Origin of the sequence: Spongisporangium articulatum (assembly GCF_044465595.1) — a bacterium.
Classification (GTDB): Bacteria; Actinomycetota; Actinomycetes; order Actinomycetales; family Kineosporiaceae; genus Spongisporangium; species Spongisporangium articulatum.
This window is the reverse complement of sequence record NZ_JBITLV010000001.1, coordinates 1,071,348-1,092,107: the sequence shown is the minus strand read 5'-3', so window position 1 is coordinate 1,092,107 and position 20,760 is coordinate 1,071,348. Positions and strand designations below refer to the sequence as shown.

Sequence of the window (20,760 nt, the reverse complement as noted above, 5' to 3'; positions counted from 1 at the left end):
GGGCTCGTGCGCGTCCCCGACCTCAGCCCTACCTGTTCGCACCCTCGACCTCTCCCCACCCCAAGCGTCCCCGATCTGCTCTCCAGCGTTCCCCAGCCCCCCTGAGAACCCGGTGAGAGCGACTCAGCAATCCCTCAGGTCCCACCCTCGGGACGATCTGTCCGGTATGCGACTGGGCCGACCGCGCGACCCGACCCCCAATCCGGACCGCCTGCCGCAGAACGATTTCTACGCTCGAAAGCCGGGAACGCAAGGCGAGAGGCGGTGGCGGTGCGGGTCAGCGTGGTGGTCGCCTGCCTGGACGCCGAGGCGACCCTGGGCGTCCAGCTCGAGGCCCTGGCCCGCCAGACCTTCCGCGGCCCGTTCGAAGTCCTCATCTGCGACAACGGTTCTCGCGACGGCAGCCGGGAGCTGGCCTGCTCCTACGTCGACCGGCTGCCCGGTCTTCGGGTGCTGGACGCCTCGGACCGGCGCGGGCCGGGGCACGCGCGCAATGTGGGGGCCCGCGCCGCACAGGCCCCGCTGGTGGTGTTCTGCGACGCCGACGACGAGGTCGCCGACGACTGGCTGGCCACGATGGTCGCCGCCTTGCACCGGAACCCGTTCGTGGCCGGGCGGTTCGGGACCACCCGGTTGAACGGTGCCTGGGTACGACGGACCCGCCCGCTGGACCAGCAGGGCGGCCTGCAGCACTCCCCATTCGGCCCGGACCTGCCGCACGCGGGAGCGGGCAACCTGGGCATCCGGCGCGAACTCTTCCTGCAGGTGGGCGGTTTCGACGCCGTCGTCGGCTGCCTGGAGGACACCGACCTGTGCTGGCGCGTGCAGCTCACGGGCGTCACCCTGACCTACTGCCCCGAGGCGGTCGTGCACGTGCGCCTGCGCCGGTCGCTGCGGGCGATGTGGTGGCAGGGGCGCTCGTACGGGGCGGCCGCCGCCCTGCTGGAGCACCGCTACGCGGTCCTCAGCCCCCGCCCGAGTCCCGTCGAGCCCGGGAGGCCGGGGGCGTCGTCCCCGGCCCTGAAGCTCTTCCGGTTGGTGGCTGCCCGGCGCAGCCCGGGCGCTCTGGCCTGGACGCTGGCCTGGCACGTCGGGCACCGCGCCTATGTACCGGACGCCGCCGACCGGCTCCCCCAGGACGCGCGCGGCACGCTGCGCGCGGGCTAGTCGACGGCGTCCAGCAGAGGCTGGAGCGTGACGTCCCAGGCGTAGTTCTTGCGCACCCAGTCCTGCGCGGCCACCGCGTTGTCGCGCGGGTCGCGCAGCCGCTGGACCACCCGGTCGGCGAACAGCCGCGGGTCGATCGGCAGCCGGTCGACGAACGTGTCGGGGATGTCCTCCAGACCCGAGGCGCCGACGTCGGTGGAGACCACGTCCACGCCCGAGGCCATGTACTCGAGGATCTTGATCCGCGAGCCGCCGCCCGACAGCAGCGGCACGATGCCCAGCGGGTGGGCCTCGACGACCGTGGCCATCACCGGCGGGTTGGCCAGCACGTTCAGGCCGGGGCGGTCGAGGGCCTGCAGCACCCCGGGCTCGGGGTTGCGGCCCGCGATCGTGGCCTCGGCGTCCGGCAGTTCGGCGCGGATCAGGCCCCAGACCTGCTCGGCGAACCACACCAGCCCCGCCGTGTTGGGCTGCCAGTCCAGCGCGCCGGAGAAAACCATCGAGTGCGGTCGGCGGTTCGCCGCCGGCGGGTTCGGGTTGGGGAAGATGCCGTTGCGGCAGACGATCAGGCGCTCGGCGCGGTGCCCGGCGGCCAGCACCTCCGCGTCGGCCTCGGTGCAGACCACGACCGGGTAGCTCTGCACGACGTGCGACTCCAGCCGGCGCAGCAGCCGGGTCTCCAGGGTCATCACGGCCTTCTCGCGGGCGTCGGTGGCGGCCGCGGCCCGCTGGGCCATCAGGTCGGACTCGACGTTGTGCATGCTGACCACGACCGTGGAGCAGCCGATGGCCAGCGCGTCGGTCAGGCCGGCCAGGCACGTGTGGTCGAGCACGCCGAGGTCGTAGTGGCCGTGCGCGCCGGCGGCGATGTTACGCAGCAGCGACCGGCCCCCGGTGCGCACCCCGGAGATCGACCGGTACCGGGTCAGGTCGGACACGGCGGGCAGGCGACCCCAGCGACCGTCGGCGCGGGTCTGCAGGGCGGCCGGGACGTACTCGCCGCCCCGGTCGGCCACCCAGACCCCCTGGGGGCTGACCACGGTGGTCTCGTACTGGGTGCGCAGCTGCTCGGCCAGGGCGAGCGTGCGCAGCATGCCCCCGGACGTGGGGGTGAGCGAGAACTCCTTGGTCACGAGCAGGCAACGCGGCACGCCTTCGACCCTACCCGGGCCCGCGCGGGGACGAAGGTCCCTTACGTCACAGGGCCCTTGGTCCTCACCAGCCCCCTACCGGGTCACATAGGTGCGGAAACGGGCCGCCGGGACGGCGGTGACCACTAGATTTACCCACGCTCAACGCTGGCGAGAAGTGATCGAGGTCCCGATGTCCGCACAGCCCACCGTGACGGTGTGCATCCCGACGTACAACCGTCGCGCGCTGCTCGCCAACAGCCTGGCCAGCGTGCTGGAGCAGGACGTCGACGGCCTGGAGATCGTCGTCTCGGACAACGCCTCGACCGACGACACCGAGGAGTACGTCCGCTCGATCGGCGACCCGCGGATCACCTACGACAGGCTGCCCGAGAACATCGGGCTGTTCGGCAACCTGTCCCGCGCGCTGCACGTCGGCTCGGGCCGGTACCGGGTCATGCTGCCGGACGACGACCTGATGCTGCCGGGCAACCTGGCCGCCAAGGTCGCCTTCCTGGAGGCGAACCCGAGCGCGGGCATGGTGCACTCGGCGTTCCTGAACCTCGGCGACGACGGGCGTCCGTACGGGGAGCCGCAGAACTGGTCGCGACTCGAGGTCGACACCCTGGAGAAGGGGCACGACTTCATCCGGCGCTCGATCGCCATCGGCGGCATCGTCTGCGTCTCGTCGGTGATGACCCGCTCCTCCGTGGTCGCCGACGAGCGGTTCGACCCGGACGACGGGCCGTACGCCGACATCGCCCTCTGGCTGCGGATCGCCAACGTGAGCGACGTCGGGTTCCTCGCCGCCCCGCTGTCGGGGTACCGCGTGCACGCCCAGTCGGCCAGCTCGGGGTTCAACCTCACGAACGCGAACCAGGGCGGCGGCGAGACCAGCCGGCTGACCATGAGCATCCACCACGCCGACGTCACGCTGCAGGCGCACGGGCGGTTCGTGCAGCGCGCGTCGCTGTCGCCCGACGAGCGGGAGGAACTGGCGGAGATCCTGCGCGGCGCCGACAAGCGCATGCGTCTGAGCATCTACGCCAACGCCTACATCCCCCCGAAGCTGCTGGAGACCGCGAAGAAGGCCGCGGGCTGGCGGCCGGGCGGGCTGATGCACTCGAAACTCTCGTTGGACGGCAGCCTGGAGGACGCCGAGAGATCGCACGCAGGAGGCGGTTCGAAGTGAGTACGGCGAGTGTGGCCGGTGCGATCGGCACGGTGCTGGACGCGGACGTCTGCATCGTCGGCGGCGGGCCGGCCGGCCTGAGCGTGGCGTTGGCCCTGGTCGCCGCCATCACCGCGAGCGGCATCGAACCGCTGCCGGAGGCGCCGCGCGTGGTGCTGCTCGAGGCCGGTGACGACCGGCTCGTCCAGCTCGGCTCCGGCACCCGGGTCTCCGATGGGAACCCGTACCCCGGCGGGGACATCAACACCACCCGGGCGCACTACCTGGGCGGCACCGCGGGCATCTGGAGCTACGAGATGTCCAACGCCCCGGGTGATCCCGGTGACGACGACCGCGGCTGCCGGTACGCGCCGATGGACGAGGTCGACTTCGAGGCCCGCACCGCCGTCCCGCACTCGGGCTGGCCGCTGAAGCGCGGCGACCTCGACCCCTGGTACGAGAAGGCCCAGCCGGTGGCCGGTCTCGGCCCGGCCCAGTACACGCCGGAGCCCTGGGCGGGCCCCGGCCGCGAGGTGCTGCACCTCGACGACTCCCTGGTCGAGACGCAGATGTTCCAGTTCGCCGGGTCGCGGAAGTTCACCCAGGGCGTGGTCGGGCGGCTGCGCGCGGCCGGCGTGCGGCTCGTCACGAGGGCCGACGTGACGGCCCTGGAGACCGACGGGTCCGGGCGGGTCACCGCCGTGCGGTGGCGCGGTTCCGACGGCACCACCGGCACCGTGAACGCCCGGGCCGTGGTGCTGGCCGCGGGCGGCATCGAGAACTCGCGGCTGCTGCTGCGCACCGCCACGGCGGCCGGTGGGGACGCCGGGCCGGGGCTGGGCAACACGTACGACCAGGTCGGGCGGTACTGGATGGAGCACCCGATCGTGCGCGGCGGCATCATCGTCACGCGCCCGGGGGCCGGTCTGGCCGGGCTGCTCGGCCTGTACGACGCGCACTGGCAGGACTCGGCGACGGGTCCGGTCAAGGTGATGGCCAAGTTCTCGATCAACCCGACGGTGGTCCGCGAGCGCGGGCTCGTGTCGACGGCGCTGTTGCTTCTGCCCCGCGCGGATGCCATGGCCTCACCCGGTTTCCAGGCCTTCACGGCCCTGCGCAGCCCCACCTTCCGGGCCGCCTCCCCGCTGGCCAAGGCCAAGGTGGCGGCCACCGTGCTGACCCGCCCGCAGGACCTGCTGAACGCCCGCGCCGCCATGCAGAGCCAGCCGGGGGTCGACCTGTCCGGCTGGACGCAGAGCCCGGAGGCCCCGGGGCTCAACGTCTTCGAGATGGTGCACCAGACCGAGCAGACCCCCGACCCGTCGAACCGGATCGTGCTGGGCCGCGACCTCGACGCCCACGGACGGCAGGAACCGGTGCTGCACTGGCACTGGAGCGACGACGACCAGCGTCGGGTCACGCAGTCGCGCGACCTGTACGCCCAGGCGTTCGCGAACGCCGGGCTGGGCCGCCTCATGCAGGGTGACTGGGACGGCGGCCGGCCGCGGATGACCTACAGCACCCACCACCACATGGGCGGCACCCGGATCTCCCCCGACGACCGCACCGGCGTCGTCGACGCCGACTGCCGGGTGCACGGTTCGCCGAACGTGTTCGTGGCCGGGTCGTCGGTGTTCCCGACCGGCGGGTCGGTGAACCCGACGCTGACCATCGTGGCGTTGAGTGTGCGGCTCGGCGAGCACCTGCGGTCGGTGCTTCCCGCCCTCTGACTGGTCGTGATCATGGAAACTTCTAGTCTCCCGAGCCGACCTCGGCGAATGGGCCCACCTGGCCGAGACTAGAAGTTTCCATGATCACGACCCCTAGAGACGGGTGGCCAGTTGGAGGAGCTGGCGCCGGGCCCGGCCGGCGTCCGTGTTGTCGAGCACGATCCCGACCAGGTTCTTGGGGCGGCCCACGGGGTCGCGCATCACGGTGGTGGCGATGAGCGCGGGCAGCACGCGGCCGTCGCGGCGCACGAGCCGGCGTTCGGCCTCGTAGTACCCGGCCGCGCCCTCGGCCAGGTCAACCCGCTTCGCCGCGGGCAGCGGCGAGCCCACCAGGTCGGCCCGGTCGGAGGGGTGCACGAACTTGGCCCAGTGCACGCCGACCAGCTCCCCCGGGCCGTAGCAGAGCATCCGCTCCAGCGCCGGATTCGCGCGCAGCACGACGGATCCCAACGTCGCCTCGGCCCGGCCCACGGGCGAGGCTGCGAACACGTCGCCGGTCGAAGGCCCTACCGGTTCGGCCCAGATGTCCATCGGGCCCTCCCGGTCGTCGGCCACCCGGATGGCCACCGTGACCGTACGTCCGCGTGGCGTCTGCACCGACGAGAGGGAGACCTCGGCGAGGAAGACCGAGCCGTCGCGGCGCACGGCGTCCAGCTCGAGCCCGCTGCCGGTCATCCGCGGCGGGTGCCACGGCTGCCCGTCGGGCGAGTTCGACGGCAGGTGCTCGCGGACCATCGCCGGCAACAGCCGCTCCAACGGCACGGCCAGCATCTCCTCGCCGTACCCGAACAACCGCCGCCCGGCCCGGTTGGCGAAGGTCACGATGCCGTGCTCGTCGACGGTGAGGATGGCCTGCGGGGTCGAGTCGAGGACCGCCAGCAGGGCGTCGGCGCGCAACCGGTCGGTGAGGTCGACGACGGCGACGGTGAAGCCCCGTAGCCGGCCCTGCGGGTCGCGCATCGACGTGATCACCAGGTTGACCCAGAACCGCCGGCCGTCCCGCCGGGCCAGCCAGCACTGCACCTCGTGGACGCCGCGCTCGGCGGCGGTGATCAGCTCGGGGTGCTCCCCGTGGTCCTGGACCGAGACGTGCGCGGCGGCCGAGGGCGGCGGGCGCAGCACGGCGAAGTCCTGACCGATGATCTCCTCGGCCGCCCAGCCGGTGACCAGAGAAGCCGGCCGACCCCAGGTCAGGACCATGCCCTGCGGGCCGATCCGGAACGTGGCGTGACCGCCCAGGTCGTCGGAGCGCAACGGCGGGCGGAGGGTAGCGGTGCCGGGCACCTGGGTCACGCGCGCAACACTACACGGAGTAGATGATCCATAACAGCAAGTGATATTCGTCCCCTTGGCACCCACTGGTGCCGGTTCGGTCGGCTACCGTGCCGGACGTGCGAAGGATGACCGTGGTGGCCGCCCTGGCGCTCGCGGGCGCCCTCACGGCGGGCACCCTCGGCGCCGTTCCGGCGCAGGCGATCGAGGCCACGGGTGTCTCGCCGTCGAGCGGTTCGTCGCTGAGCAAGGCCCCCGGTTCGGTGCGGATCAGCTTCGACCGCCTCCCCGTGGGCCGGGTCTCCGTCTCGGTGCGCGGCCCGAAGGGCGACGTCACGCGCGGCGACGCCCAGGTCGAAGGCATGACCGTCGTGCAGCGCATCGCCAACGGCGGCAGCGGGCGCTACACCGTCAGCTGGGAGGTCGACTCGATCTTCTCCAGCGGCGACACGTCGGGCTCCAGCAGCTTCCGGGTGAAGCCCAAGCCGAAGCCCACCCCGACCCCCACGCCGACGCCGTCCAGGACGCCCAAGCCCACGCCGTCCCCCAGCCCGACGGTCGCGGCCGCGATGACCGAGGCGCCGCCGTCCCCCACCTCGACGTACGTCGCCGAGCCCAAGATCCAGGGCGTCTCGAGCACCGGCAGCAACCACCTGCCGTCGCCGACGGTGCTGTGGATTCTGATCATCCTGCTGGCCGGCGGCGGCTACGCCTACCGGCAGTGGTACCTCGCGAAGCGGCGCTGATCCCCGCCCCGGTACGGCGCGGGAGATGGCCCGCGCGGCGCGCAGGGTGCACCCTGGGGCGTCGGGCGTGGCAGAGCCGCCCGGTGACGCCGACGTCCCCGACCGCCGGGGCACCGGCCAGGGAGGGCCCGTGAGTTCCCGGCGTCACAGCTGGGGGCGTCGTGCTGTTCCGCCGGTCGGTCACCCTGGGCCTGCTCCTGTGCCTCGCGGGCTGCGGGGCCGTCGCGCCCGAGTCCGCCCGTGAGCCGGGCGCACCCTCGCAGAACCTGCGGGCCGCCCTCGCCGAGGGGCCGCTGACCATCTCCGCGAGTTCCGAGGGCGACTGCCGTTACGCCTCGGGCGCCGACCAGGTGGTCGTCGTGCGCGCCTCGGGCACCCACGCCACGGTGACCGCGTGCACGCGCACGGACGGCGGGTACGTCGCCTCGCTCGGGCCCTGGTCGGGCCGGGTCGGCGCGCACGGTGTCGCGGCCGCCGGCCAGAAGCGCGAGGGGGACCTTCGGACGCCGACCGGCACGTTCCCGTTGCGCAGCGGCTTCGGCACGGCGCCGGACCCGGGCGTGCGGATCGGCTGGTTCCGGGTCGGCCGGCGTGACGTGTGGGTCGACGACCCGGCGTCCAGGCTCTACAACTCCCACCGGCGGGCGCCGGCCCGCGGCCGCTGGGACAGCGCCGAGAAGCTGCACGTGCGGGCCTACCGGTTCGCGCAGGTGATCGGCTACAACGAGGCCGCCGTTCCCGGGCGGGGCAGCGCGATCTTCCTGCACGTGGACACGGGCCGGGCCACGGCCGGTTGCGTCTCCCTGCCCAAGGCGGCGCTGGTGCGCCTGCTGCGCTGGGAGCAGCCCGGGGCGGTGATCCGGATCTCGTGACGACCTCACCGATCGGGTCCGGACGCCGGGTGCTAGGCATCGTGGCCACCGCCGCCTGCGCGGCGCTCGCCCTGGCGTTCGCCGCCACGCTGCTCACCGGCGGTTCGACGGTGTCCGCCGACCTGCTGCGAGCGGCCGGGACGACGTCCGCCGCCTCGAGCGCGTCGCCCACCTCGAGCACGTCGTCCACCTCGGCGTCGCCCACCCCGAGCCCCGCCGCCCGTCCGACCCGGTTCACCTGGACGGTCAGCCGGGTGAGCGCGAAGTACCTCGGGAAGTCGTGGCACGCCGGTTGCCCGGTCGGGCCCCGCACGCTGCGGCACGTGGCGTTCACCTACTGGGGGTTCGACGGCGAGCGGCACCGCGGCGTCCTGGTACTGCACCACAGCGTCGTGAAGAGGACCCGAACCGTGTTCAGAACCCTGTACCAGGAACGGTTCCCGATGCGGTCGGTGCGACCGGTCAGCTATTACGGAGGCAGCGACGACCGGTCGATGGCCGCCGACAACACCTCGGCCTTCAACTGCCGTAAGGCCGTGGCCGCGGGCGCGCCGAGCTGGTCGTTGCACGCCTACGGGAAGGCGATCGACGTCAACCCGGTCGAGAACCCGTACCTGTTCGACGGCCGGGTCCTGCCGCCGAACGGGAAGGGGTACGTGAGCCGGAAGAAGGCCCGTCCGGGCCTGATCCGCAGGGGCGACCCCGTGTACGACGCCTTCCGGGCGGCCGGGTACCGCTGGGGCGGGTCGTTCAGCAGCCCCGACTACCAGCACTTCGACCGCTGACGACGTGTGCCGAAGGGCACTCGAGCGGCATGCCTCAACCGGGATGGCAGACTGGGGCGCAGCGGTTGAAAAGATCGTCGACGACGCCGAACGCCCTGCCGGGCAGCGGCAGGCGCGGTGCCGCCGATCAGCCCGACACCGCAGGAGCGTTCATGAGCAACAGTGCCCGCCGTCCCCACGTCGTCATCATCGGCACCGGCTTCGGGGGTTTGTTCGCCGCACGCCGGCTGCGCCGCGCCGACGTGGACATCACCATGATCGGCCGGACGACGTACCACCTGTTCCAGCCGCTGCTGTACCAGGTGGCGACCGGCATCCTGTCCGAGGGCGAGGTCGCCCCGGCCGCCCGTGAGGTACTGCACCGGCAGAAGAACGTCCGGGTGCTGCTCGGCGACGTGTCGAGGATCGACCTCGAGGCCAGGACGGTCACGTCGCTGTCGCCGATCGGCGAGACCGTCACCTCGTACGACCAGCTGATCGTCGCTGCGGGCGCCGGTCAGTCGTACTTCGGCAACGACCACTTCGCCGAGTTCGCCCCCGGCATGAAGAGCGTGGACGACGCGCTGGAGCTGCGCGGCCGGATCTTCGGCGCGTTCGAGGTGGCCGAGCTGGTCGCCGCCGACCACGAGAAGGCCCGCGAGTGGCTGACGTTCGTGGTGATCGGGGCCGGCGCGACCGGCGTCGAGATGGCCGGCCAGATCGCGGAACTGGCCCACCGGACGCTGCGCCGCGACTTCCGGCACATCGACCCCGGTGACGCGAAGATCATCCTGCTCGACGCGGTGCCGACCATGCTCGGCACCTACTCCCCGAAGCTGCAGGACGCGGCCCGCAAGCGCCTGGAGAAGATCGGCGTGGACGTCGAACTCGGCCTCAAGGTGGTCGGGATGGACGACGAGGGCGTCGACGTCGTCGACCTGGAGAACAACCGGCGGCGTATCCCGGCCCGGACCAAGGTGTGGGCGGCGGGCGTGGCCGCGTCGCCGCTCGGCAAGCAGCTGGCCGACCAGACGGGCGCCGAGATCGACCGGGCCGGAAGGATTCTCGTTCAGCCGAACCTGAGCCTGCCCGGGCACCCCGAGGTGTTCGTCGTGGGCGACATGGCCAGCCTCGACAAGCTGCCCGGCGTCGCCCAGGTGGCCATGCAGGGCGGCGCGCACGCTGCGGACGAGATCCGCAACGGGCTGCGCGGCAAGGAGACCGGCAAGCCGTTCCACTACTTCGACAAGGGCAACATGGCCACGGTGTCGAGGTTCTCGGCGGTGGCGCAGATCTGGAAGCTCGAGTTCTCCGGCTTCCTCGCCTGGCTGATCTGGCTGGCCGTGCACATCTTCTACCTGATCGGGTTCAAGAACCGGGTGACGACGCTGCTGCACTGGGCGGTCACGTTCATCGGCCGCGACCGGTCCGAACGCACCGCCACGGAGCAGCAGGTGTTCGCCCGCAACGCCATGGCCAGACTGCGCGCGGACGAGCAGGACAAGCAGCCGGCGGCCTGATCACGACCATAGGGTGGGCGGATGCTCCGCACGGTTCGGGCCACTCGGTACGTCACCCCGCTACGCGAAGGGGGCTCGCTGCCCGGCCTCGTCGAGGCCGACGACGACGGCACCTACGTCGCGAAGTTCTCGGCCGCCGGGCAGGGCACGGCCTCGCTGGTCGCGGAGGTGGTGGTCGGCGAGCTGGGCCGGCGCCTCGGCGTCCGGGTGCCGGAGCTGGTCGTCCTCACACTCGACGCCGAGATCGCCAAGCGCGAACCCGACCCCGAGGTCCAGGAGCTGCTGCTGGCCAGCACCGTGCCCAACCTCGGCATGGACTTCCTGCCCCGCTCGACCGGCTACGACGGCATCGCCTGGCAGCCGCCGCCCCGGGAGGCCGCCGTCCTGTACTGGGTCGACGCGTTCAGCGCCAACATCGACCGCACCTGGCGCAACGCCAACCTGCTGGTCTGGCACCGGCAGCTGTGGGCCATCGACCACGGGGCCGCCCTGGTCTTCCAGCACGCCTGGCCGCCGGTCGAGGCGTGGGCGGCGCGCCGCTACGACCTGTCCCAGCACGTGCTCGCCCCGGTCGTGTCCACGCTGCCGGGCGCCGACCTGGACGCCGTGGACGCCGACCTGGCCGCCGTGGTCACGGACGACCTGCTCACGGAGGTGCTGGGCCTGGTGCCGGACAAGTGGCTGCTGGCCATGAACTCCGCCCAGGCCACCGAGGAGTCGCGGGCCCTGACCGCGGCCGACTGGCGGGCCCGGTACGTGACGTACCTGGCCGCCCGGCGCGACGGTGGGCGGGCGTGGCGCGGCGGGACGGTGGCGGCGTGAGCGTCCCGTTCGAGTACGCGGTGCTGCGTGCCGTCCCCCTGCTGGAGCGCGGCGAGAGCGTGAACGTGGCGGTGCTGGTCTACTGCCAGGCCCGGGACTTCCTGGGCTGCGCGGGCGAGGTGGCCCCCGAGCGACTGCTGGCCCTCGACCCCGCGGCGGACGTCGAGTCCGTGCGGGCGGTGCTGACCGGCGTCCGGCTGGTCTGTTCGGGTGACCCCCGGGCCGGGGCCGCGGGCGCCGAGCCCCTGCGCGCGCGGTTCGGGCTGCTGACCGCCCCGCGCAGCACCGTCGTCCAGCCCGGCCCCGTGCACACCGGGATGACCGACGACCCGGCCGCCGAGCTGGCCGCGCTGGCCGCCCGCCTGGTCGCCCCGCCGGTCGCGCCGTAGGGCGGGCCGTCGGACGGGCCGTGGGGCGGGCCCGGGTCACCCGCTCGGAGCAGTGCCCGGGGGGCACAGATCAGGTGATCTTGGTCAGGCCCCGATAGAGGTGAGCGTGGGTCCAGTACAGGGCACGGTTCCCGAGATCCGTGAGCACGCACGGGTCACGGCCGTGCAGGCGATGCACCTGGTGGACGAGCCCATGTCCGCCGGAGTGGCCGAGGCGGTACGGATGGCGGCCGAGATCTGCGGCGTACCCAACGCCGTGCTCAACATCTTCGATTCCGACACCCAGCATTCGGTGGTCACCGAGGGCCTCGAGCTGTCCCCCGTGCCGCGCGCCGACTCGATGTGCGCGAACGTGGTGTCGAGCGGCACGCCCATCGTCACCCGGGACGCGTCACGCGAGGCCGTCTTCGACGGGAACCCCTTCGTCACGGGCGACATCGCCGAGCTGAAGTTCTACGCCTCGTTCCCACTGACCACCTCCGACGGGCACACCGTCGGCACGTTGTGCGCCTACGACGAGCATGTCCGCGACCTCACCCCCGAACAGCTCACCCTGATGGAGGTGCTGGCCGGGCAGGTCGTGGAGATGCTCGAGATCCGCGAGGCGATGGCGTCGGCGACCCGAGCCGCCGACGAGCTGGCCCGGGAGGCCGAGAGCGTCACCAGCATCCTGCGCGGCGCGACCGACGCCTACGTCGGCGTGAGCGCCCACGACCTGGTGCTGGGCTGGAACGAGGCGGCCGAGAGGCTGTTCGGGCGCCCGGCCCGCGAGGCGATCGGGATGCCCGTGACCCTGGCCCTCGGGCTCGTCGAGGAAGCCGGGGTCGCGCAGCTGCACGACGGTTTGCGGTTCCCGGCCGAGCGGTCCGACGGGGCGGAACTGATGCTCGAGGCCTCATCGTGGGCGGCGGAGGACGGCGGGTGGCACGCGTTCATCCGCGACGTCACCGAGCTGGCGGCCGAGCAGGCGGCGCGACGCGACGCGGAGGCGTTGCTGCAGATCGCCTTCGACCACGCACCGCACGGGACGGCGGTCCTGGGCGCGACGACCGCCGACGCGGGACGGATCATGCGGGTCAACCCGGCGCTGGTCCGGATGACGTACCGCGAGGACCTGCTCGGCTCCGACCTCGCATCCTTGCTCGATCCGGAGGAGAATGCCTCCGTACTCGCGGCTTTCGAGTCACTGGTGACGGGTGAGACGGACGAGTGCGAGCTGCCGGCGACCCTGCTGTCCAGCGGTGGCCGGATCTTCGTGCAGGCCTTCCTGGCCCTCTCGCGTGACTCGCGGGGGCGCCCGCACCACGTGCTGGCCCAGCTGCGCGACGTGACCCACGAGAAGGCCTACGCCGAGATGCTGACCCGGCAGGCGACGTCCGACCCGCTGACCGGGCTGGCCAACCGGCTGCTGATGCGCCAGACCCTGCTGAAGGAGATCGACGCGCTGCGTTCCGGTGACGGGCCGCTGGCCGTGATGCTGCTCGACCTCGACGGGTTCAAGTTCGTGAACGACGAACTGGGCCACGAGGCGGGCGATTCCGTGCTGGTCGCGGTGGCCGAGGGGCTCGTGGAAGGCATGCCGCCCGACGCCACGGTGTGCCGGCTGGGCGGTGACGAGTTCCTCGTCGTGGTGCCCCGGTGCAGGCCCACCCGGGCCGCGGACCTCGCGGTCGACATCCGCCGGATGGTGCAGGAGGTGGCCGCCGGGCTCGCGGCCCCCGCCACCGGCCGGCTGGGGGTGAGCGTGGGGATGGCGTTCGCCGACAACCCCGCCACGGTGCCCGAGGAGGTCGTGCGGGAGGCGGACCGGTCGATGTACAGCGTCAAGCGCGACTCGAACCGCCTGCAGCCCAGTCTCGGTCGCTGAGGCGCCTACCGGGCGGGCGGCGTCCCCTTGCCCTTGTCGGCCGCGGCCACCCGCTCGTGCAGCTTGGCCCGCACCTCGTCGGGGGTGTAGTTGCGGCGGCGGCGTTCCGCCCGCGCGACCGCGACCCCCGTGGCCGCGACCCCGGCGACCCCCGCCAATCCGATCCACTTCCACGCGCGCATGCACCGCAGCGTAGTGGCGCCCTACGCTGAGCGCGTGAGCTGGAGCGGGGTGACCCTGACCGAGGCGAGCGCCATGACGCGCACGGGCGACGTGTGGATCTTCCGGGGCCGCAGCGGCGCCGACCGGGCGATCCAGACGCTGACCAACGCGCCGGTCAACCACGTCGGCATGGCCGTCGTCCTCGAGGACCTGCCGCCCCTGATGTGGCACGCCGAGCTCGGCCGCTCGCTGCCCGACGTGTGGGCCGGGCAGAAGCAGCGCGGCGTGCAGCTGCACGACCTCGGGGACGCGGTGCGGGTGTGGGCGCAGCGCTACGGGCAGCGGGCCTGGTGGCGGCAGCTCACCCCGGAGGCCACCGCGCAGCAGGAGGACGCCGTCCTGCAGACGATCGCCCGGATGGACGGCACCCCCTTCCCGAGCAGCGCGAACGTGTTCTCCCGCTGGGCGAAGGGGCAGACCCGGCGCGGGCGGCCGTCGCGCCGGGAGCGGGCCGAGGCGGGCGGCCTGGAGAGCGCCTACTGCGCCGAGGTCGTGGCGATGACCTACCAGGCGATGGGTTTGCTGCCCGCCGACCGGTCACCGAGCTGGTACGACCCGGGCCGGTTCTGGAGCGGCGATCACCTGGACCTGCTGGGGGCCCGGCTGGGCGAGGAGATCGCGGTCGACGTCACACGCTGAGGCCGCCGGCCAGGGGTCTGTCCGGTTTCAGGCAGGATTGCACGACTGGGTGTCAAGGTGCCGTAACATCCCCGTTCATTCTCATTCACCTTCCTGAGACGGCACTGAGAACACTGCCGTCCCGCCTGCCCCGTGGAGCCCTCCGGTGACGTCGCTGCCCTCCGCCAAGCCCTCGACCGGCTCGCACGTCGTCCGGCACGAGGCGGCGCCGCGGAGCCGTTCGGGGCTGCGCGGGGCGGTCGAACGGGACGCCGGACGCGACGCCGTCAGCCCGACCGAGGCGTGGGCCGTCGCGGGGCTGCCGGTGCTCGGCGCGCTCGCCCTGCTGGCCGCCTTCGCGGTGCACCGGACCTCGATGTACTGGGTGCTGCGCGAGGACCACCCCGTCGAGTGGACGCAGTTCTCGCTGTGCGCGATCGCCAGTCTCGTGGCCGCGGCCACCGCCCTGCGCTGCGCCGCCCGGCGCGAGTACGGCACCGCCGTGCTCCTGCTGCTGGTCGCGGTCACCTGCTTCGGCCTCGCCGGGGAGGAGATCTCCTGGGCGCAGCGGGTCTTCAACCTCGCCGAGCCGGCCGAGCTCGCGACCGTGAACAAGCAGGCCGAGCTGAACCTGCACAACACCGACGTCGACGGCATCGCCTTCGACGACCTGTTCAAGATCTTCTCGTTCCTGATGGGCGCGGGTGGCGTGACACTCGCCCTGCTGGCCCGCGGGCCGCGTCCGGTGCTGGGCGGACGGTTCTGGTGGCAGGTGGCGCCGCCGCTGTTCACCATCCCCGGGTTCCTGGCCATGGCGCTGTACCGGCCGTTCATGCTGGTGGTCCCGGCCGAGTTGAACGCGCCGGTCACCGCCTTCCAGGAGTGGGTCGAGTTCTCGCTCTACCTGTCGCTGGTGGCCACGCTGATCTGCGTTTACCGGCGCTCGACGGACGGCCGCTCGCAGCTGGACGTCGACGCGCGGCGGTGGGTGCTGACCTCGGGGGACGGCGGGAGCTCGCTGCCCTTCCTGGCCGCGGTCGTCCTGCCGGTCGCCCTGGTGACCGTGGCCTTCGCAACCCTGACCGTGCACTTCGGGATCGTCCCCGGCAACGTCGTCCAGCCGTAGGGCGGCGGCCTCAGGGGTCGGTTCAGGGGACCCTCGGGGTCCTGCCGGATGTGCGGCCGGCACCGCGCGACGCACAGTGGAGTGGTCGGAACGTCACCATCCACGAAGGGCGCACACCATGAACGACATCCGCGAGAAGTTCGCCGGCCAGGGGCTGTCCCGGCCCACGCAGGGGCGGGTGCTCGGCGGGGTCTGCGCCGGGCTCGGCCGCCGGTTCGGCCTCGAGCCCTGGCCGGCCCGTCTGGTCTTCCTCCTGCTGCTGATGGTCGTCCCGGGCAGCCAGATCCTCATCTACCCGCTGCTGTGGGTGCTGATGCCCAGCGACGGCTACGTGCCCACTCCCACCCGTTCGTGATCATGCAGAAAGTCCCCCTGGCGCCCAGGGACCGGCCGGCGGCCGGTCGCCCCGAGAGTCGCCCAGGGGGACTTTCTGCATGATCACGAAGAGGAAGTACCGTGGCGGCGTGACGGAGCGGCGACGGCGCCCCACGCTGCGGGACATCGCGGAGGAGACGGGGCTCTCCTCGGCCGCCGTGAGCTATGCCCTGCGCGGGCTGCACGTCCCCGCGGAGACGCAGGCCCGGGTCCGGGAGGCCGCCGAACGCCTCGGCTACCAGGCCGACCCCATCGCCCGCGCGCTCGCCTCGGGCCGCACCGGTTTCGTCGGCGTGCTGTGCGGGTCGCTCACCGATCCCTGGCAGCAGTCGGTCGCCGCAGGCCTCGGTCGGGGCCTGCTCGGCGCGGGCCGCAACGCCATCACGCTGGACGCCGACAACGAGCCCGACCGCGAGGCCGAGCTGGCGGCCCGGCTGGCCGACCAGCGGGTCGACGCCCTCGTCGTCCTGCCCGTCGACCCGTTGGCCGCACACTGGAAGGACCTCGCCGAGCGGGTGCCGCTGGTGTCGGTCGGCGACGGGCTGCCGAGAGCCCGGACGGCCGGCGAGGTCGTCTACGACAACGCGACCGGGCTGCGGCACGGACTGCGGACGTTGCACGAGGCCGGGCACACCCTGGTCACCGTGCTGACCCCGAGCGACCGGGCCACCCCCGACCGCCCGGCCGAGACGATCGTCCGGCAGGTGGCGACCTCGCTCGGCATGACCACCCGGCTGCGCACCGCGCCGCACGACCTCGACGGGGCGACGGCGGTGGCCCGGGCCGAGCTGACCGGCCCCGAGGCGCCGACCGCCTTCCTCTGCCTGGCCGACGCCATCGCGCACGGCGTCTACGCGGCGGCGGGCGAGCTGGGCCTGACCGTGCCGGCCGACGTCTCGGTGATCGGCTACGACGACCTGCCGGTGTCCCGGTTGCTGAACCCGCCCCTGTCGACGTACCGGTGGTCGGTCGACGAGCTGGTGGCCGACGTCGTGCGCTACGTCGTGGCGGCGATCGAGGACGGCGGGAACGGCGAGCGGACGGTCCTGCAGCCGTCGCCGATGCCGCGGGCCAGCGTGGCCGCCCCCCGCACGTGACATCCATGTGACACCTTCCGGTGACGTCTTGACGGTCGCGTTTAAGCGCTTCACCATCAAGGTGAAGCGGTTAAACACCACCTCTTCATAAACTCGACTGTCATTGTGCTGTTTACTGACGAAGGGAGGCGCCCGATGCCGAACCCACCGATCGTCGGGCGCATCGACGTCCACCAGCACCTGTGGCCCGCCGAGCTGCTCGAGGCCCTGCGCGCCCGGCGCAGCGGTCCGCGGCTGGACGGCTGGACCCTCCACCTGCCCGGCGAACCCCCCTTCCCGGTGACCCCTCAGGACCATGACCTCGACGCCTGCCTGGCCCGCGAGGCCGGCACCGGGCTCGCGCTGGTCTCCCTGTCCAGCCCGTTGGGCATCGAGGACCTGCACCCGGACGACGCCGCTCCACTGCTCGACGCCTGGCACGTGGGTGCCGCGCGGCTTCCGGCGCCCTTCGGCGCCTGGGCGGCGGTGTCCCGCCTCGACCCGGATCCGGGTGCCCTCAAGGACCGGCTGACCGGCGGCTTCGTGGGGCTGCAGGTGCCTGCGACCTGGCTCGCGACGCCCGCCCGGCTCGAGGAGTTCGCCCCGGTGCTGGCGGTCTGCGAGGCCGCGTCAGCGCCCGTGCTGGTGCACCCCGGACCGGTCGCGGCCACCGACGAACGCGAGTCGCTGCCGGGCTGGTGGCCGGCGGTGGTCGACTACCCCGCCCAGCTGCAGGCCGCCTGGTGGGCCTGGCACGCGGCCGGCCGGTCGCTGCTGCCGACCCTGCGGATCGGCTTCGTGGCCGGGGCCGGGCTGGCCGCCGGGCACCACGAGAGGTTGCGCGCCCGCGGCGGCTCCGTGGGTCGGGTCGACGCCGACGTCTTCGTCGAGACCTCCAGCTACGGGCCGCAGGGGCTCGACGTGCTCGTCCGGGCCCTCGGCATCGATGTGGTCGTGGCCGGCTCCGACCGCCCCTACGCGGAACCGGCCGACCTGGCCGCCCCGCCCTTCAACCTCGGCACGGCCGCCGCGAACGCGGTCGACGTCGTCAACCCGCACCGCTTTCTCTACGGCATCACCGGAGGCGCATCATGACCGACCTGGCTCACCTGCCCGGACGCGACCTCGACCGGCAGGAACTGGCGGAACTCGCCCGCCACGTCGCCGAACATCCGCAGCTGTGGGCCGATCAGGTCGCCTACGACGACGAGCACCGGCACTACGTGTCCCTGCACCGCGACGCGAACGTCGACGTGTGGGTGATCTGCTGGACGCCCAGCAACGACACCGGCTGGCACGACCACGACGTGTCCTCGGGGGCGGTCGCCGTGGCTCGCGGCGAACTCGTGGAGCACAACCTGACCGTCGGGGGCGACTCGCTGCGCACGAGCGCACCTGCGGGACACTCGTTCTCGTTCGGGCCCGACCACATCCACCGGATGACCGGGCAGGCCGAGGCCAGCGTGAGCGTGCACGTGTACTCGCCCCCGCTGTGGCGGATGGGTCAGTACGCGATCAGCCGCACGGGCGTCCTGCGCCGCACGTCGGTCTCGTACGCCGACGAGCTCCGACCGGTCGACGAGCCCTTCCCACACGACCAGGCCCGCCTCCGCGACACCCTCCTCCCGTCGTGATCATGCACCAGCTGACCAGGTGCCCATGACCTCGTGGGCGCCGGCCTGGGCCTCCGTGCCGGCGTCACCGAGCACCGGGTGCAGGTCGAGGGCCGGGGAGTACTTCGACGCCGGGGTCTCCCGGCCCAGCGCCTCGGCCATCGCGCGCACGTAGTGCGGGGCGCCGCCGCAGCAGATCCCGACGTAGGAGACCCCGAGATCAGCCGCCCGCCGGGCGAAGTCGGCCATCTCGAAGCGGGTGTGCGCGAACGGCTCCAGCGCGATCGGGAAGGCCCGGCCGGCCGGGGACTCCAGCGACTCGAAGGCGGGCACCGCGGCCGACGTCCGGTAGGGCACCGGCTGCGCGGCGATCGGCACGTCGACGGCCGCGCGGATCTTCTCCAGCACCGGCAGCATCGTCTCCGGGCCGCGCGAACAGTTCAGGCCCACCACGGCCGCCCCCGCGTCCGCCAGCCGCTTCACCGCGTCGACGTAGTCGTAACCGTCGTAGGTCTTCTCGGGCTGCACGCTGGCGAAGGTGACCATCGCGGGCAGGTCCAGTTCGGTGCACACCTCGAGCCCGATCAGCGCCTCGCCGACGAAGTCGTTGGTCTCGGCGATGACGAAGTCGATGCCCTCCTCGACCGCCCAGCCCAGCTGTTCGCGGTACTGCGCACGCACCACCTCGCCGGAGGTGATCGGGTCGGCCGGGTCGAAACTCCACGTGTTGCAGATGTTCCCGGCCACCAGAGCGCCACCCTCGGCGGCGATCTCGTTGGCGATCCGGACCGCCGCCCGGTTCAGTTCCTCCAGCTGACCCTCGCGGCCGACGTCCTTCAGCTTCTCCCGGTGCGCGTAGTAGGTGAGGGCCACCATCACGTCGGCACCGGCCCGCAGGAACTCCCGGTGCAGCTGCCGCAACGCGTCCGGGTCGTCGAGGATGACCTCGGGCACGTAGGGGCCCGCCTTGATGTACCCACGCCGTTCCAGTTCGAAGACGTAGCCCTCGGCGCCGACCACCACCCCGTCGGCCAGCCGCTCTAGGAAGGTGCGGGACGAGGGACGGCTCATGACGGGTGTCCTTCCAGAGCAACGGTTTCCAGGGCCAGGTCAGCGAAGCGGGCGGGGTCGAAGCGGCCGATGTCGTAGACGGTGCCCTCGCGGCGGGCGAGCTCGAACAGCACGCGCCCGACCCACGGCGCGAACTTGTACCCCGTGCCCCGCCAGCCCACCCCGACGAACACGTTCGCGAAACCGGGCACGGCGCCGAGCACGAAGTCGTCGTCGGCCACCAGGTCGTAGTCGCAGCCGTCGACGTCGTCGACGTCGCGCACCGCGGCCGCGGCGAGGCCGGGCATCACCTGGGCGACGAAGTCGGCGATGCTCGTGACACCGGTGCGGTCGCGGGGGATGTCCGGCGGGTTGTAGTAGCCGATCTTCACGTCCTCGACCAGGCCCGGGACGATCGGGTGCAGGTAGATGCCGGTGTCGAGGTAGGCGATCACGGGCATGGCGTCGGCCGTGAACAGGTGACGCTCCGGCGCCGGGGGCGTGAAGTACTTGGCCTCCGACGGGCGGTCCCTGGTGAGCGGCACCTGCAGCACGTTGTCCGGCAGCAGGGCCAGGACGTCGTTCGTCCCGTGCCCGGCGGTCACGACGACGCTGCGGGCCACGGCCTCGCCGCCGTCGGTCACCACGCGCACCAGGTCGCCGTCCGGTTCGACGGCGGTGACGGTCACGCCCTCGACCACGGCCTCGCCCAGCGCGCCCCGCAGCGTGGCGGTGACCAGCGGCAGGTTCACCAGCCCGCCGACCGGGTCGAGGTCGGCGACGTCGGCCCGCAGGTACGGGTAACGCGCGGTCACCTCCGCACCCGACAGCGTCGAGACCGGCATCCCCAGCGCGTTCATCAGCCCCGCGGTGACCCGCCCGTACGTCTCCTCGACCTCCGGCGTGACGGCGCTCGAGGCGATGTTCAGGCACCCGCAGCGCACGAGCACCGACACCGCCTCGGCCGCTTCGAACTCGCCCCACAGCCGGACCGCCTCGTCGGCGAACCGCACGTACGTGGCGTCCAGGTAGTCCCGCCGGTAGGAGCGGGTCTTCCCGAAGGAGGCCGTGGCGGGGTCGCCGACCCGGCCGCGCTCCAGAACCGCGACCCGGTCGCCGGCCCGCGCCGCGTGGTAGGCCGTGAACAGGCCCATCACCCCGCCGCCGATCACCAGCAGGTCGAGGACGCCGTCCGTCGGGTCCGGGGAGTCCGTGCTCATCGAGTCCCTT

At 72.7% G+C, this 20,760-nt stretch carries 21 protein-coding genes; 16 read left to right on the top strand and 5 right to left on the bottom strand.

Annotated features, from left to right (window positions below; translation table 11 throughout):
- Window positions 1–264: 264 nt before the first annotated feature.
- Complete coding sequence (locus ACIB24_RS05175; protein ID WP_398276104.1) at window positions 265–1,167, top strand: glycosyltransferase; 903 nt, start codon at window positions 265–267, stop codon at window positions 1,165–1,167.
- Here the strand turns inward: ACIB24_RS05175 and ACIB24_RS05170 are convergent.
- Window positions 1,164–2,318, bottom strand: coding sequence for a glycosyltransferase (locus ACIB24_RS05170; protein ID WP_398276101.1), 1,155 nt, complete (start codon window positions 2,316–2,318; stop codon window positions 1,164–1,166). The two genes, ACIB24_RS05175 and ACIB24_RS05170, sit on opposite strands and share 4 nt — an antisense overlap.
- A gap of 172 nt (window positions 2,319–2,490) precedes the next feature.
- Here ACIB24_RS05170 and ACIB24_RS05165 point away from each other — a divergent pair, with 172 nt between their 5' ends.
- Together ACIB24_RS05165 and ACIB24_RS05160 are read left to right on the top strand one after the other, a co-directional pair.
- The gene (locus ACIB24_RS05165; protein WP_398276099.1) at window positions 2,491–3,489 is read left to right on the top strand and encodes a glycosyltransferase; all 999 of its coding nucleotides are present in this window, start codon (window positions 2,491–2,493) and stop codon (window positions 3,487–3,489) included.
- Complete coding sequence (locus ACIB24_RS05160; protein ID WP_398276097.1) at window positions 3,486–5,198, top strand: FAD-dependent oxidoreductase; 1,713 nt, start codon at window positions 3,486–3,488, stop codon at window positions 5,196–5,198. The genes ACIB24_RS05165 and ACIB24_RS05160 overlap by 4 nt, the downstream gene beginning before the upstream one ends.
- A gap of 93 nt (window positions 5,199–5,291) precedes the next feature.
- Here ACIB24_RS05160 and ACIB24_RS05155 read toward each other — a convergent pair whose 3' ends face one another.
- A complete protein-coding gene (locus ACIB24_RS05155; RefSeq protein ID WP_398276094.1) occupies window positions 5,292–6,491 on the bottom strand; it encodes a PAS domain-containing protein in 1,200 nt (399 codons plus the stop codon).
- Window positions 6,492–6,598: 107 nt separating this feature from the next.
- Between ACIB24_RS05155 and ACIB24_RS05150 the strand changes: the two genes are divergently transcribed.
- From ACIB24_RS05150 to ACIB24_RS05120, 7 genes are all read left to right on the top strand, one after another.
- Window positions 6,599–7,216, top strand: a complete 618-nt coding sequence (locus ACIB24_RS05150) for a copper resistance protein CopC (protein ID WP_398276778.1) — start codon at window positions 6,599–6,601, stop codon at window positions 7,214–7,216.
- A 161-nt stretch (window positions 7,217–7,377) separates the two neighbouring features.
- Window positions 7,378–8,088, top strand: a complete 711-nt coding sequence (locus ACIB24_RS05145; protein WP_398276091.1) for a L,D-transpeptidase — start codon at window positions 7,378–7,380, stop codon at window positions 8,086–8,088.
- On the top strand, window positions 8,085–8,873 hold the full coding sequence (locus ACIB24_RS05140; protein WP_398276088.1) for a M15 family metallopeptidase: 789 nt from the start codon (window positions 8,085–8,087) through the stop codon (window positions 8,871–8,873). Before ACIB24_RS05145 ends, ACIB24_RS05140 begins: the two co-directional genes overlap by 4 nt.
- A gap of 152 nt (window positions 8,874–9,025) precedes the next feature.
- On the top strand, window positions 9,026–10,372 hold the full coding sequence (locus tag ACIB24_RS05135; RefSeq protein WP_398276085.1) for an NAD(P)/FAD-dependent oxidoreductase: 1,347 nt from the start codon (window positions 9,026–9,028) through the stop codon (window positions 10,370–10,372).
- A 21-nt stretch (window positions 10,373–10,393) separates the two neighbouring features.
- Window positions 10,394–11,194 carry a HipA family kinase gene (locus ACIB24_RS05130; protein ID WP_398276082.1) on the top strand — a complete coding sequence of 267 codons (801 nt, stop codon included), beginning with the start codon at window positions 10,394–10,396 and terminating at the stop codon, window positions 11,192–11,194.
- A complete protein-coding gene (locus ACIB24_RS05125) occupies window positions 11,191–11,583 on the top strand; it encodes a DUF3037 domain-containing protein (RefSeq protein WP_398276079.1) in 393 nt (130 codons plus the stop codon). Before ACIB24_RS05130 ends, ACIB24_RS05125 begins: the two co-directional genes overlap by 4 nt.
- A 106-nt stretch (window positions 11,584–11,689) precedes the next feature.
- Window positions 11,690–13,450 carry a sensor domain-containing diguanylate cyclase gene (locus ACIB24_RS05120; protein ID WP_398276076.1) on the top strand — a complete coding sequence of 587 codons (1,761 nt, stop codon included), beginning with the start codon at window positions 11,690–11,692 and terminating at the stop codon, window positions 13,448–13,450.
- Window positions 13,451–13,455: 5 nt separating this feature from the next.
- Here the strand turns inward: ACIB24_RS05120 and ACIB24_RS05115 are convergent, their stop codons facing one another.
- On the bottom strand, window positions 13,456–13,632 hold the full coding sequence (locus ACIB24_RS05115) for a hypothetical protein (RefSeq protein ID WP_398276073.1): 177 nt from the start codon (window positions 13,630–13,632) through the stop codon (window positions 13,456–13,458).
- Here ACIB24_RS05115 and ACIB24_RS05110 point away from each other — a divergent pair.
- From ACIB24_RS05110 to ACIB24_RS05085, 6 genes are all read left to right on the top strand, one after another.
- Window positions 13,631–14,311 carry a hypothetical protein gene (locus ACIB24_RS05110; protein ID WP_398276070.1) on the top strand — a complete coding sequence of 227 codons (681 nt, stop codon included), beginning with the start codon at window positions 13,631–13,633 and terminating at the stop codon, window positions 14,309–14,311. The genes ACIB24_RS05115 and ACIB24_RS05110 overlap by 2 nt on opposite strands.
- A 145-nt stretch (window positions 14,312–14,456) precedes the next feature.
- Window positions 14,457–15,416 carry a hypothetical protein gene (locus ACIB24_RS05105; protein WP_398276067.1) on the top strand — a complete coding sequence of 320 codons (960 nt, stop codon included), beginning with the start codon at window positions 14,457–14,459 and terminating at the stop codon, window positions 15,414–15,416.
- Window positions 15,417–15,534: 118 nt separating this feature from the next.
- Complete coding sequence (locus ACIB24_RS05100; protein ID WP_398276064.1) at window positions 15,535–15,771, top strand: PspC domain-containing protein; 237 nt, start codon at window positions 15,535–15,537, stop codon at window positions 15,769–15,771.
- Window positions 15,772–15,880: 109 nt separating this feature from the next.
- Window positions 15,881–16,888 (top strand): LacI family DNA-binding transcriptional regulator, encoded by a 1,008-nt coding sequence (locus ACIB24_RS05095; RefSeq protein ID WP_398276061.1) that lies wholly within the window; start codon window positions 15,881–15,883, stop codon window positions 16,886–16,888.
- A gap of 135 nt (window positions 16,889–17,023) precedes the next feature.
- Window positions 17,024–17,962, top strand: coding sequence for an amidohydrolase family protein (locus ACIB24_RS05090; RefSeq protein ID WP_398276058.1), 939 nt, complete (start codon window positions 17,024–17,026; stop codon window positions 17,960–17,962).
- Complete coding sequence (locus tag ACIB24_RS05085) at window positions 17,959–18,501, top strand: cysteine dioxygenase (protein ID WP_398276055.1); 543 nt, start codon at window positions 17,959–17,961, stop codon at window positions 18,499–18,501. The genes ACIB24_RS05090 and ACIB24_RS05085 overlap by 4 nt, the downstream gene beginning before the upstream one ends.
- On the opposite strand, the gene ACIB24_RS05080 is transcribed toward ACIB24_RS05085, so the two are convergent.
- Window positions 18,502–19,551: a homocysteine S-methyltransferase family protein gene (locus tag ACIB24_RS05080; protein WP_398276052.1), complete on the bottom strand. Its 1,050-nt coding sequence runs from the start codon at window positions 19,549–19,551 to the stop codon at window positions 18,502–18,504. It lies immediately after the preceding gene.
- Window positions 19,548–20,750 (bottom strand): FAD-dependent oxidoreductase, encoded by a 1,203-nt coding sequence (locus ACIB24_RS05075; protein WP_398276049.1) that lies wholly within the window; start codon window positions 20,748–20,750, stop codon window positions 19,548–19,550. The genes ACIB24_RS05080 and ACIB24_RS05075 overlap by 4 nt, the downstream gene beginning before the upstream one ends.
- Between the last annotated feature and the right edge of the window lie 10 nt (window positions 20,751–20,760).